The organism is Streptococcus mitis (assembly GCF_946188685.1).
Lineage (GTDB): Bacteria > Bacillota > Bacilli > Lactobacillales > Streptococcaceae > Streptococcus > Streptococcus mitis_CC.
In genome coordinates this window covers 236,779-250,020 of the sequence record NZ_CAMHWH010000001.1, presented here as the reverse complement: position 1 = coordinate 250,020, position 13,242 = coordinate 236,779, and the positions used below count along the sequence as shown (strand labels likewise).

15 protein-coding genes are annotated in these 13,242 nt (G+C 36.2%); 11 read left to right on the top strand and 4 right to left on the bottom strand.

All coding sequences use genetic code 11. The features are described from left to right. Window positions 1–21: 21 nt before the first annotated feature. The 11 genes from N8N51_RS01250 to N8N51_RS01200 all read left to right on the top strand — a co-directional run bounded on the left by N8N51_RS01250 (window position 22) and on the right by N8N51_RS01200 (window position 9,863). Window positions 22–711, top strand: coding sequence for a CPBP family intramembrane glutamic endopeptidase (locus N8N51_RS01250; RefSeq protein ID WP_261103390.1), 690 nt, complete (start codon window positions 22–24; stop codon window positions 709–711). Between the two features lie 55 nt (window positions 712–766). After that, on the top strand, window positions 767–1,063 hold the full coding sequence (locus tag N8N51_RS01245) for a bacteriocin immunity protein (RefSeq protein ID WP_045605217.1): 297 nt from the start codon (window positions 767–769) through the stop codon (window positions 1,061–1,063). Window positions 1,064–1,194: 131 nt separating this feature from the next. Further along, the gene (trhO, locus tag N8N51_RS01240) at window positions 1,195–2,181 is read left to right on the top strand and encodes an oxygen-dependent tRNA uridine(34) hydroxylase TrhO (protein WP_125452302.1); all 987 of its coding nucleotides are present in this window, start codon (window positions 1,195–1,197) and stop codon (window positions 2,179–2,181) included. Between the two features lie 121 nt (window positions 2,182–2,302). Continuing rightward, a complete protein-coding gene (locus tag N8N51_RS01235) occupies window positions 2,303–3,163 on the top strand; it encodes a DUF4299 family protein (RefSeq protein WP_261103389.1) in 861 nt (286 codons plus the stop codon). A 157-nt stretch (window positions 3,164–3,320) separates the two neighbouring features. Beyond that, on the top strand, window positions 3,321–4,244 hold the full coding sequence (locus tag N8N51_RS01230) for a helix-turn-helix domain-containing protein (protein WP_020902121.1): 924 nt from the start codon (window positions 3,321–3,323) through the stop codon (window positions 4,242–4,244). Window positions 4,245–4,386: 142 nt separating this feature from the next. Further along, on the top strand, window positions 4,387–4,608 hold the full coding sequence (locus N8N51_RS01225; RefSeq protein ID WP_000389381.1) for a hypothetical protein: 222 nt from the start codon (window positions 4,387–4,389) through the stop codon (window positions 4,606–4,608). Then, entirely contained in the window at window positions 4,605–5,198 is a 594-nt protein-coding gene (locus N8N51_RS01220) for a TlpA family protein disulfide reductase (protein ID WP_033682461.1), read from the top strand. The genes N8N51_RS01225 and N8N51_RS01220 overlap by 4 nt, the downstream gene beginning before the upstream one ends. 472 nt (window positions 5,199–5,670) lie before the next feature. Continuing rightward, window positions 5,671–6,534, top strand: coding sequence for an ATP-binding cassette domain-containing protein (locus N8N51_RS01215; RefSeq protein WP_020902118.1), 864 nt, complete (start codon window positions 5,671–5,673; stop codon window positions 6,532–6,534). A gap of 23 nt (window positions 6,535–6,557) precedes the next feature. Beyond that, window positions 6,558–7,250 (top strand): hypothetical protein, encoded by a 693-nt coding sequence (locus N8N51_RS01210; RefSeq protein ID WP_020902117.1) that lies wholly within the window; start codon window positions 6,558–6,560, stop codon window positions 7,248–7,250. 8 nt (window positions 7,251–7,258) lie between these two features. After that, a complete protein-coding gene (locus N8N51_RS01205) occupies window positions 7,259–7,840 on the top strand; it encodes a hypothetical protein (protein ID WP_020902116.1) in 582 nt (193 codons plus the stop codon). Continuing rightward, window positions 7,833–9,863, top strand: a complete 2,031-nt coding sequence (locus tag N8N51_RS01200) for an ATP-binding cassette domain-containing protein (RefSeq protein WP_084887745.1) — start codon at window positions 7,833–7,835, stop codon at window positions 9,861–9,863. The genes N8N51_RS01205 and N8N51_RS01200 overlap by 8 nt, the downstream gene beginning before the upstream one ends. 236 nt (window positions 9,864–10,099) lie before the next feature. Here N8N51_RS01200 and N8N51_RS01195 read toward each other — a convergent pair whose 3' ends face one another. The 4 genes from N8N51_RS01195 to N8N51_RS01180 form a co-directional block, all read right to left on the bottom strand. Then, the gene (locus N8N51_RS01195; RefSeq protein WP_261103388.1) at window positions 10,100–11,164 is read right to left on the bottom strand and encodes a DUF6574 domain-containing protein; all 1,065 of its coding nucleotides are present in this window, start codon (window positions 11,162–11,164) and stop codon (window positions 10,100–10,102) included. A 62-nt stretch (window positions 11,165–11,226) separates the two neighbouring features. Beyond that, complete coding sequence (locus N8N51_RS01190; RefSeq protein ID WP_261103387.1) at window positions 11,227–12,177, bottom strand: DUF4097 domain-containing protein; 951 nt, start codon at window positions 12,175–12,177, stop codon at window positions 11,227–11,229. After that, window positions 12,170–12,763, bottom strand: a complete 594-nt coding sequence (locus N8N51_RS01185) for a DUF1700 domain-containing protein (protein ID WP_000198700.1) — start codon at window positions 12,761–12,763, stop codon at window positions 12,170–12,172. The genes N8N51_RS01190 and N8N51_RS01185 overlap by 8 nt, the downstream gene beginning before the upstream one ends. Further along, window positions 12,750–13,076 (bottom strand): PadR family transcriptional regulator, encoded by a 327-nt coding sequence (locus tag N8N51_RS01180; protein WP_000273858.1) that lies wholly within the window; start codon window positions 13,074–13,076, stop codon window positions 12,750–12,752. Before N8N51_RS01180 ends, N8N51_RS01185 begins: the two co-directional genes overlap by 14 nt. Between the last annotated feature and the right edge of the window lie 166 nt (window positions 13,077–13,242).

Sequence of the window (13,242 nt, the reverse complement as noted above, 5' to 3'; positions counted from 1 at the left end):
AGTTTACAAAGGAGGGTTCACATGAAAAAGTATCAACTTCTATTCAAAATAAGTGCAGTCTTCTCTTACTTATTTTTCGTATTTGGTCTTTCTCAGCTGACGCTTATCGTCCAAAATTATTGGCAATTTTCTTCCCAGATTGGCAATTTCGTCTGGATTCAAAATCTCTTGAGTTTACTATTTAGCGGAGTCATGATTTGGATTCTGGTTAAGACAGGCCATGGTTATCTCTTTCTCATTCCAAGAAAAAAATGGCTTTGGTATTCGATTTTGACAGTATTGGTGGTAGTGCTCCAGATCTCTTTTAACGTTCAGACAGCTAAACATGTTCAGTCAACTGCTGAAGGTTGGGCTGTATTGATCGGTTATAGTGGGACCAACTTTGCTGAGCTAGGTATCTATATAACTTTGTTCTTTCTGACTCCACTTATGGAAGAGCTAATCTATAGAGGATTACTGCAACACGCCTTTTTTAAGCATTCGAGATTTGGCCTTGATTTGCTTCTTCCGTCAATTTTATTTGCTCTTCCTCATTTTTCAAGCCTGCCTAGTTTGTTAGATATCTTCGTCTTTGCAACATCTGGCATCATCTTTGCTAGTTTGACCCGCTATACTAAGAGCATTTATCCTTCCTATGCGGTGCATGTGATTAATAATATTTTCGCGACATTACCATTTTTGCTGACTTTTTTACAGAGGGTGTTTGGGTAAATACTGACGCGAGAGTTAGGAATGATAGTTTTTCAATTTAAGGAGGGAAATAAGAATGACACCATTAAAATGGTTTGCCGGAGGCAGTGAAAGGCGTTGTGAAGCCATGACGATCATAGATAACCTACTGGAAGGTATAAACAATACGCCTCAACTTGCTCCTTTGAAAAATCAGTTAGTGAGTTATAAAAGACGATTAGAGGACGATGGGACCTCTACTCCATTTATTTTGAGTCAAATGAACGTTGACCTTGCGCGCGTATTGATTGATAACAAGCTAAGTTTGTCAGAAAGTCAAGCTAGGCAGATCAAAAAATTGAGAGAATTATCTGCTATTCGCTATGGTTACTGATGAAGTGCAGGGATAAGCACCTTTCTACAATTTCCAGTCAAATAAATTGCATTCGTTTTCTCAAGCAGGTATACTAGTATAGTTAGATGAAAAATTCTGAAAATTTAAGAATAGAAAAGAGAACAAATCTTATGGCAAAAGATATTCGTGTCTTACTTTACTACCTTTATACTCCAATTGAAAATGCAGAGCAATTTGCTGCAGACCACTTGGCTTTCTGTAAATCAATCGGCCTTAAAGGTCGTATCCTAGTTGCTGACGAAGGAATTAACGGAACAGTTTCAGGTGACTACGAAACAACTCAAAAATACATGGACTACGTTCACAGCCTCCCAGGCATGGAAGACCTCTGGTTCAAGATTGACGAAGAGAATGAACAAGCCTTCAAGAAGATGTTTGTTCGCTACAAGAAAGAAATTGTCCACCTTGGTTTGGAAGACAACGACTTTGACAACGACATCAACCCACTTGAAACAACAGGTGCTTACTTGTCTCCAAAAGAGTTCAAAGAAGCCCTTCTTGACGAAGATACAGTTGTCCTTGACACACGTAACGATTATGAGTACGACCTAGGACATTTCCGTGGGGCTATCCGTCCAGATATCCGCAACTTCCGTGAGTTGCCACAGTGGGTTCGTGATAACAAAGAAAAATTCATGGACAAGCGTGTCGTGGTTTACTGTACAGGTGGGGTTCGCTGTGAGAAATTCTCAGGCTGGATGGTTCGTGAAGGCTACAAAGATGTTGGCCAATTGCACGGAGGAATCGCAACTTACGGTAAAGACCCAGAAGTCCAAGGAGAGCTTTGGGATGGGAAAATGTACGTCTTTGACGAGCGTATCGCCGTAGATGTAAACCATGTCAACCCAACCATCGTAGGGAAAGACTGGTTTGATGGAACACCATGTGAACGTTATGTCAACTGTGGAAATCCATTCTGTAATCGTCGTATCTTGACATCAGAAGAAAATGAAGATAAGTACCTTCGTGGCTGCTCACACGAGTGCCGTGTTCACCCACGTAACCGCTATGTTTCAGAAAATGAATTGACACAAGCTGAAGTTGTCGAGCGCCTAGCCGCTATCGGTGAAAACTTGGATCAAGCAGCTACTGTATAAGATTAAACAGTCCTTAGGGGCTGTTTTTCTATGCTTTTTACTCAAAAATCTAAAGTTTGTTTCTGTATCTTTCAGGAAAATAAGGTATACTATATGTAAACGATTTCAAAGGAGTCTAGTTATGACGAAAACATTTTTTATTCCAAATAAACAGAGCATTTTAGGAGAACAAGAGATTTTGACTGCCAAGTCCGTCTTGGCCTTGGTAGATGGTTTGGAGTCACATAGCTATGATGCTGTCTATCTCCGTCAGCCTCTTAACCATCTCGAGTATATCGAGTGTGCGATAGTGGGGCAATCACAATTTCTTTTTAAAGTCAGTTATGATGATGGTCAAAAGGCTTACCGTGTTGATCTTCCTGATCTACTAACGAAGACAGACTGGCAGATTATCAAAGCATTTTTAGATGCTCTGCTTGCTTACACAGGAACTGAGATTGAAGGGCTAAATGGCTTTGATTTTGAAGCTTATTTCCAAGCAAGTATTCAAGCCCATCTGACAGACGCTGCAGCCCGTTTTACGATTTGCCAAGGAATTTTTAATCCTGTTTTCTTTGGTCATGAGGACTTGAAAAGCTTTTTAGAGGAAAATGGCTTGGCTCAGTTTGAAGCGCGTGTACGTGCGGTTCAAGAGACAGATGCCTACTTTGCAAGAGTTTCCTTCTATCAGGATGGAGAAGGCCAAGTGCACGGTGTTTACCATCTGGCTCAAGGAGTCAAGACAGTATTACCGAGAGAACCATTTGTTCCTACTGCCTATATTGAGCAATTGGTGGATAAGGAAGTGCAGTGGGAGATTGACTTGGTTCAAATCACAGGAGACGGCTCTAAACCAGAAGACTATGAAGCCATTGTCCGCTTAGACTATGCAAAATTCCTAGAGTCACTACCATCAGCATCTTACCACCAACTAGATGCCAATCAATTAGAAGTGCAACCCATCTTAGACAAAGATTTTAAAGCATTAGCACAAGAAAAGTAAAGCAGAAGCAGGTCAATTGCTATTTAGCGTGCGAAATATGGTTTAGTCTTGTTAAGTTTTGTAATATAAAATTTTAAGAATTGCTTAGTTCAATAAAAAACAGCATAATATAAAAAATATAATATTATTCGGTAACTAATTATCAGGAGATTTTAAGATGGATATCAAGAAGGAAGTAGGTAAAAGAATCCGAATGTTGCGAGAGATGAAACATATCACTCGTGAAACTCTTTGTGATGATGAAACTGAGATAACGGTGCGCCAATTAGCACGGATTGAATCAGGCCAGTCTTCCCCGAGTTTATCCAAGGTAGAGTATATAGCTTACAAACTAGGCTGTTCAATTTCACATATAGTAGATATGGATCATATGATTTTACCCTCCGAGTACTTGATATTAAAGGATAAACTCATTAAGTTTCAAACTTATGGAGATGATGATAGAATCCAAGTTAAGGAAGAGTTGTTTGAAAGAGTTTACGAACACTATTATGACAGTCTACCTGAGGATGAGCAGATTGCAGTTAGTGCCTTACAAGCTAGTTTTGATGTCTTTGTAAGTGAAGATGCAGGTTTTGGCGATGCTTTGCTGGATGAATATTTTGAACAAGTAAAGATAAGGAAAAACTATTCGGTGAATGATTTGCTTCTGATAAAATTGTACTTTGTTTCGTGTTTAGCAAGACCGATTGGGTATCATCATGAACTGTTTTGGATGCTTTCTAAAAAACTTATAAGAGAAACAAATTCATCCGATTTAGAGACAGCTTATATGTTAAAGAGAACAGTGCTTGATTCTTTAGCTGTTCAATGGATGGAAAAATCTTACTCCACTTTTGAGCCTTATGTTAAGGCGATGAACAGGCTGATGATTTTATCGCAGGATTTTCAAAACAAGCCAATTGTTGATATGCTTGAAGCTATGTGTACCTTATTTCATAAACGGGATAAGGAAAAAGCCATCCGCTTATACGATAGAGCTATTATTTGTGCTCAAGCATTTGGAGACCAAGTATTAGAAGCGCGTATATTGGGAGAAAAAGAAAAAGATTTAAAAACTTTTGAGGAAATGGAGAGCTAACATGACATTTTTGTCATGTTTTTTTATTTTTGAAAGCGCTATACTATGATCATAAAGAACAAGAGATAAGGAGGAAAGAAGCATGTTTGGATTTGAAGTATTCTTAAGTCTTAGTTTTTGGTTTTCTGGATAGGAGATAGAAATGGAAGATTTTAGTATCTCGCTAGAGACGTTTACACAAACTCGCCACAGTTTGCTGTTTCGAAATAACACGACGGAGCAAAAGTTGGTACAAATAGAGTTGAATAAGGAACCATTCCGTTTAGCTATTTTAGATGCAGGCGAAGAGCGAGTTTTAATCTTACCAGAAGAATTATCTATTATCGAAAGTTTTAGAATTTCAGAAGTGGAGGACAATCCATGATGTCAAAAAAACATGTTGTAGAGACAATGGTTCTTCTTGTGATAGCATCTTTATTTTTAGCAGGATTTTACTATCAAAACCAGGAATCTCATCATCAAGAAGAAACAGCGCAAGAGCTCCTCTTAAAAAAAGAGGAGGAAATAAACCAATATATTTCAAAAACTAAAAATACAACATTCAAGAATGCATTGTTAACCTCTAATGAGGGAGCACAGGTTCAACTATCAGATTATAAGTTTAGACCAAAGGTTGTGGTATTCTGGGCTAGTTGGTGTCCTGATTGCCAAAAAGAGCTCCCAATCATTCAGCGCCTTTATGATAAATACCAAGATAAAGTTGATTTCTTTATGGTGGATATAGTTGATGGGGAACGTGAAACACTTGAAACCTCTCATCAATTTTTAAGGAATCAGGGTTTTACCTTTCCAGTTTATATAGATCAAGATTTACAAGCTTTTAAGTTTTTTGATGTAAAAGCTATTCCAACAATATTTATAGTGGATAAAGATGGGATAGTGAAACAAATTTATGTAGAACAAGGAAGCGAAGAAATCTTGTCTAAAGATTTAAAACAGTTAATAAATGACTGAAATGAGAATCTCATTTGGTTATTATAAAAAATTTTTTAAAAGGAGGGTTTTCTGATGAGAAAACTAACTGGACGTGTCAAAAGACACATTGTAGCAGGTCGCTTTTGTATTATAGGTCTTCGATATGGAGTAGGCATATTTTGTTGGGATTAAATAGGAGGATGAAGTAGTGAAAAAACTAAGTAACAAAAATAAACAGCACATTGTAGCAGGTCGCTTTTGTATTATAGGTCTTCGATATGGAGTAGGTATATTTTGTTGGGATTAAAAGGAGGGTTAAGTAATGAAAAAACTAAGTAATAAACATAAAAAACACATTGTGGCAGGTCAATTTTGTGCTGTTTCACCACTCGGTATTTATGGAATGCTCACAGGTATTGGGTTCTTCTGCTGGAGTTAACGTAATCTAAAAATCTCTGGCAGGGTTCATTCCTTGTCAGAGACTTTTTAATATAATGAACGGAGAGAAACTATGAATCGTGTGATTTTAAGTCTTAAAAATATTGATAAAACATATGGGAAAGAACAGGTTTTACATAATATTTCCTTTGATATTGAGCAAGGGGAAATATGTGGTCTTATCGGTGAAAATGGTGCAGGAAAGACAACCTTAATGAGAATTCTTCTAGGACTAATTCAAGCTGATAAGGGAGAAATTGAGAGTGTTTCGCAGCATAAGATTGGTAGTATTATCGAATCACCTGCCCTCTATCCAAACTTGACTGGACGTCAACACCTGCAATATTATAAAACAAGATTTGGTTTAAAGACAGATATCACAAAAATGTTGGAATTGGTTCACTTGCCGGAACCGTCATGGGATCGAAAAGTAAAAAACTATTCCCTTGGAATGAAGCAAAGACTATCGATAGCAATTGCGCTTTTGGATAATCCAGAGCTTATTATCTTAGATGAACCAGTGAATGGTTTAGATCCTCAAGGGATTTCAGATTTAAGAAAAATGATTTTGAATTTACGGGATCAGTTAGGAGTTACTTTTTTAATCTCGAGCCATATTCTGTCAGAATTGGAATTTATAACAGATAAGTATATCATCATGAAAAAAGGAAAGATTCTAAATGTGATGAGTTCAAAAGAGCTAGCAAATGATTTGTCAGAAAAGCTCTTCCTTAAGACGAGTAATAATCAGATTCTAAAAACGTTTTTAAAAGAAGAGGGCATTGTTCATTTTGAGCAGGATGACTATCTGGTTGTGCCAGAAAAGGAAAAATTAATGGCTATCTTGGAATATAGTGTCGTGTCAAATCTAGTGATACAGGATATTTATATTAAGAAAGAACGCTTTGAGGACTACTATTTGCATAATATTATCTGATGATTTAAGAAAGGAGGAGAGTCATGAATTCTCTTAAAGCAGATATGTATAAATTTTACTGGGAAAAAAGAGGAGTACTTCCTAGTTTGTTGATAGGATTATTGATTTTGTTATTCTCCTTATTTTTTAAGTCATCGAATGAAGATGAACCAGCATTTCGAGTATTGATTTCAAATGTGAGTGGTTTTATTCCTTTGCTTTTTATCTCTACTAATTTATTTTTCTGGGGGGAAGATTATAGTTTCCGTACGATTAACATTCTCCTCACAAAAGAAAAACAACGTTGGAAGTTATTTTTATATAAAACTTTGGGAGCCTTTTGTTTGTCTTTCCTATATGTAACTATTTTTTATAGTTTAACAGCCCTCGTCTATTTGGAGGGAGACTTGGTGTTGATTGTTTCGACATTTTTACATCAACTACCATACTATTTGGTTATTATCAGTATCTCATTATTAATTTTTCAAATATTTGATAAGGTTTATGAATCATGTATGATTTATATACTCTATATTTTACTGTTTGATAACCTATTGGTTTATGTCCTTCCAAACTCTGGTGAGAGTGTGAGAGACTATTTATTAATGACTTTAAATTTGAAAACTTCCCCTGGAGTAAGTCAATTTACCCTTACGAATGTAGGCTATCCTATATTGGTAAGTATAGCAGTGATTGTACTTGCGTTTGTTGTATTCAGTAAAAAAGAATTTAAGTAGGAGTACTAATGATGAAAAAAATAGGAATTGTAATTGGGCTGTTGTTACTGTTTGTAGTGGCTGGAATTTTATTAACCTTAAAACGAGGAGAGACGACAATCAGTGTAAAACAATCGTGGGCTCTTTCTTCTAAAAGTATTAAAACGTTAGAGTTTTATGGTTCAAAGCAAGCAATTGATGTTAAAGTTGTCAAGAGTGAATCAGATGAAACAAGTGTTCAAATAGAAGGAAAAGTTTCCGAAGAATCAGTGAATAACATAACTAAAAACGTTAAAATGAGTTCAGATAGTCTATATATTCCATTTTCACAACATGGCTTTAATTTGGCTTTGAGTTCACAAGGGAAAGACAAGTTATATGTAACCATTTCCTTAGGGAAAAATGCAACTTTCGAAAAAATTTTTGTAGATACTCTTGTTGGCGATGTATCTATTACAGTTCCTAAAGATTTTGATGGAATCTATACTTTGCATACAAATAATACAGGAGAAGTTTTAAAGGTTCCTACGACAAATCAAACTTCGAATAGCGTCATTGAAGTTGATGGTTATAGTAAGATAAGTGTTGAAAAAGGAGAAAATAATGGTTAGTCACTATAAACAAGCAACTTTGCTGGATTGTGGAATGGCTTGTGTAAAGACAATCATTTCTTACTATTTCCCAAAATTAGAACATTTAGATAGTCTACAATTTGATAACAATAACCACCAAGGACTGTCTTTGTTTGATATAGAAGATATACTAAAAAGCTATGGTATTGATGCGGATTCTTATCAAATTGAGACTCCTAGTTTGTTAAACAACGTATCATTTCCTTATTTACTAGTAGTAGAAAGAGCTAGCTTGCCTCATTATATCGTCGTGTTGGATGGAGACAGTAGTTCATTGATTGTTTCTGATCCTGCAAATGAGGAAATTGAGAAAATTTCAAGATTAGAACTTTTTAGTCAGAGTGTAGGAATTGTTTTAATTCCTCAAAAGAATGAGAATGTTAATTCAGAAGATAGAAAAGATATTGTTACGATAAGCTATGCAGATAAGTTATATCATAGATTTCTAGCTTCACTTGGTTGGAAGAGAAAATTGGCAATCTTTTTCTTGGGATTAGCTAAAATTAGTTTACCTATTGCTATTGCTTTTTTACTACAAATAACAATGTCTGGTCTACTTAACATTCAGTTTAGTATTCAACTATTTACCCTAGCTTCAATAATATTAGCTTCATATTTGTATTGGCAGTTCTCTATATTAGAAACGAGATTAAAAGGAAAGATTGAGAATAATTTTTTAAATGATATTCTGTCCTCTTTTTATAAGAACCAATTAAATGATTTTTCTTTAACTAAAAATTATGAGTATGTGAGTAGTTATTTTTGGAATTTATTGTTATCAGCAACAGGTATTATGCAAAAATTTTACTTAAAGGTACAGCTTTTAGTGTTTTGTTTGCTACTGTTATTGCTATTAAAATTGAATATTATTATTTTCGCAGTTACATGCGTATCTATAGCTATTCTTGGTTTATATGTCAATTTTGAAATACGAAAAGTTGTAAAAAATCAGCGAGAATTTATTGCTAATAGTTCTAACTTTAGTTCTCTGGTAGAAAATACAATTTATGGTTTGCAAGATATTATAAGTTTCCAAAAATCTAGCGACTTCATCAAAGAATTTGATGAAAGACTCAATGAACTATTGGGAACGAAACTAGATAGTACACATATTACCAATAGATTATTAGCTTCTACGCAGATATTTATTGGTTTAACTGGTTCATTTTTGCTTGCTACTGTAAATATTATTAGAGATTACGCACATATATCGGAGTATACAAATAGTATTTTGATTTTATTACTGTTATCCAGCATTTTAAATTCTTTAATTACATCTTGGGTAGCATTGAAAAAAAGTCAATATTCCTTTGAGTTTATTGGACTAGAGGAAGTAGGGATGGAAAGTAATCTTGCTACCATTCCAGTATCTAAAATTGAACAATTGTCATGCCGGAATTTATGTAAAAAATGGGATGAAAGATTGGTGTTTACTAAATTAAATTTTGAGTTCAATAGTGGTGAATTAACCGTTATTACAGGCGGGAATGGAACTGGGAAATCATCTCTTTTGAATATTATTCAGGGATTATCTTCTCCAACAGAGGGTGATATTGTACTGAATGGAATGGAAAGTTTTTCTACTTTAGAGGAGACTAATATTTTAGATTATTTAAGCGTGTATTCATCTGAATTTCATGTATTCCCTGGAAGTGTTTCAAAAAATATTAATTTCACTCTATTTAATAAGGAAAACTATGAATCAAATAATCTTGATAGTCTGAATCTCAATATAGCTCTAAGTCATCAGATTGATGGGAAAGCCACCAATATTTCGCAAGGTCAGAAACAAAAAATTCTACTCATGAGGAGTTTATCGCAAGAAAAGGACATCTATCTATTTGATGAGCCTACAGGAAATTTGGACAGAAACTCAACTGAATTATTTCTAAATGAGGTTGAGAAATTAGTGAACGAGGAAAAGATTGTTATTGTCGTGACTCATGATAAGGATGTTATTGCTAGAGCAGGTAAAGTTATTAATATGGACGAATTTCATTAAAAGTTAATAAATGGAGATTGGTGGTTTCTAATCTTAATTTTACATATAACTAGTTTGCATAATATTTGGAATAACGAACTTCATAGCAACGTTATCATACTACTGAACTCTAGGAATAAAACCCATCCTAGGACAAAGATTTTAAAGCATTAGCACAAGAAGAGTAAATCAGAAGCAGGTCAATCGACTTGCTTTTTGGTATAGAAAAATCCTGCCATGGATGACAGGATTGAATCTTAAAGAAAGGCTAAGATACGAAGATAATCCCCAATCAGTGCCACTTCAGCTACAAAGAAGAGGAGGATAATGACTCCGTTCACAAGGACAGACAAGAATAATTGATAGAAGGAGTCGGTTTCACTTGCTTGACTTGGTCTTGTAATGATATGGAGACTGGCAAGCAGAATGATTCCAATGCTAATCACACACAAGAGAGCCGTAAATCGCAGGCTGTCAAAGAAGGCAAAGAAACTAGCAATAGCAGTGAGGAAGATTGGAATTGCTAAGAGTTGACTATATTGTTGGACAACCTTTTCTAGCGTCCAGTCCTTTTCTTGGTAGATAAATCGTCTCACGACGAAACTACCCAAGAGGAATGAAAAGAAGAAGAGTGTTGTTGCTACTAGGATAGAGATAATCGAAAAGAGATTCAATGAAGCAAATTGTTCAGGGAAGTGATTATGCATAGTTGCTATATGTCCATAGTAAGCATGTTTGATGTGGTAGATACTAAAGAAAAAGGAAGATGCAGAAAACAGAATGAGCAAGAGAAAGGCTGTGTAGCTGTGTGTGCTACTTGTTTCAAGCTTGCTTGTTGGAGATTTGAGAGCCTCCACTAGCCAAGACCAAAAATCAAGCGCTTGCTCTTTCCATCTATCCGTAGATTTTGGAGCTTGGTCGGGGATATAGGGACTTTCTAAGGATTGACTGATAAGAAGGGGCTCTTTCGTGGTTGGTTTTTGCTGAGGAAGTGCTTCTTGACTCTCTTCAGCTATAGTGACTTTTTCTGTTTCCCCAGAAAGATCTTGCTCTTCTTCAGTAGAATCTAATGCCTTCTTTTCTTCTATTTCTGTTATCGATTCACTGTCTTCAGGCGTTTCAATTTTCTCTTCTTGCTGATTTTCAAGTTCGACTTTAGCTTGAGAGACTTCCTCCTCTACTTGAGTATTTTTTTCAATTGGTGTATCGAGATCGGCTATCGTTTCTTCAGCCTTGTCTGCAACCTCTTGAGCTTGCTCTTCAGGTTTGTTCTTGCTTGTTGTTTTTACAAAATCATTACTTTCAAACCATTCTTGTTTCATGGTAGAACCTCCTTTTTAGTTAGATAAATATGCTTTCATAGTAGCAAATGTAAGCGCTTTTGTCAACGATTTCTAGAAGAAGACTCGTGTTCCTCTGATTTGAGTAGATAGATATCCTGGTCTGCTCTGGCGATGAGTTGATCTTTTGCATCTGCTTTTTCTGTCTTATAAGGATTGCTTAATCGTTCATCTTTGTTTTCTTCGTTTTTAAACGAACGCCTTCCTTCTCTTAAAAAATGAAGAATAGAACCATGTTTTGTTGAAAGATCTAAGTTGATTCTTTGTTTTTCTTCTTCGGAAAGTAGCAGATTTAGGTTTGTTTTTGCTACCAATTCCACCTTACCATGTACTTGGATTTTTTCAGCGTGGAAGTGATTCTCTGTTGACTCTAGCTGACTATCTGTAAGGTCTGTATCAAAGATATTAATGATATTAGGGGTTGTGAGTTTACTGTTTTTGATACGACTTCCTTCAATTCGGAGGAGATAGCCATTATTGGTATTGATGGTCGCATTTTCAAGACTAGCATTAGTGATACTAGTTTGTCCACGATTGGCTGACACGTTGATTCCTTTTAGAGTTCTCCCTTTTGGAAGTTGGAGAATAACTTCTTCAAAACGACGAGAGTAGCTACTTGCGATATGGAGAATCCCGCCAATTCCAGAAGAGAGAAATGGACTTTCAGACAGTTTCTTATCAGTGAGGCTCAGCGTTTTATCGTTTTGATTTGTGATAAGATCATGGTTAGCAGAAATAGATGGATGGTAAGAAATGTGGATTTGATCATCGAAAGAGTCTGTGATGATCAGTGCGTGTTGGTGGAGCGTGATCTCTAGGTTTTCGACTTCCTTGCCAAAGGTCAGCTCTTCCATCCGACTATCATAGACAGGTTCCTTGGACATGGCAAGTAGGCTCTTGATTCCGTCAGATTGGATGCCTACAAAGAGCAGGATAAATCCGATAACGGTAGTCACCACACCAAAAATGAGAAATCCTTTTGTCAATTTACGCATGCTGGTCACCTCTCTTTCCTTTTTTAAGAACAAATTGCACCAGGCGAACAATGAGTAGGCCGAAGAAGCGGGCTACATAGGAAATACCTAGTAAGACTAGTGAAGAAGCACCGATAGCCAGTAAACCAGAACCAAAAATCAAGATAAAGGCTGATTTAGCTTGGGCTAGGACAGTAAAACTTTCAACTAAAAATAGGAATCCGCCGATGATACCAAGTATGGAAACCGCAAAGAAAGCCAAGATGACAGTCAAGGCTGCCACAAGGATTGCGAACAGGGACACGAGGATGGCGATTCCCAGAGGAATACCGATGGGTGCCGCAAGGAGAGCTAGCAAGGCGATATGCAAAATTTGTCGGTTATTCTTTTGAGCGGGTGCCTCATTGATTTTTTTATCGAGGAGATTGGAGAGGACTTCATGAGCTGCTTCCTTAGGAGTTCCTAAGCTAGCGATGAGTTCTTCTTCTCCTTCGACTCCAGCATCGTCAAAGAGTTCTCTGAAATAGTCCATGGCTTCGATTTGGTCGGCCTGAGGCAGTTTTTTGAGATAGAGTTCTAGCTGAGTCAGGTATTCAGTTCTTGTCATGGCGGATACTCCCTTCTATGATGCCATTAATGGTGTCTGTATAGAGTGCCCATTCATCTTTCAGGGTCACGAGCTGTTCTATACCACCATTTGTCAAGGAGTAGTATTTGCGCATGCGACCTTGGAACTCTCTAGAATAGGTTGTCAGAAAGCTATTGCCTTCCAATTTTTTGAGAATGGGATAGAGCGTAGATTCTTTGATGTTAGCGATAAGCTTAATGGTCTGGCTAATCTCATAACCATAAGAATCATCCTGCTCCAGTACGGCCAAGATGAGAAATTCAATCAAGGCAGAGGATGTTGGAAAGTACATGGGAAACCTCCTTTTCTAATGTGTAAGATTTTTATATATAATTTTTCTACACATACATTGTACATCTAAATGAAAGCCCTGTCAAGAGAAATGTGTAAAATTTTTATATATAAAAAACTCCTAGTAAAAACTAGAAGTTTAGAGGAATTAACATCAGCTATTTCAC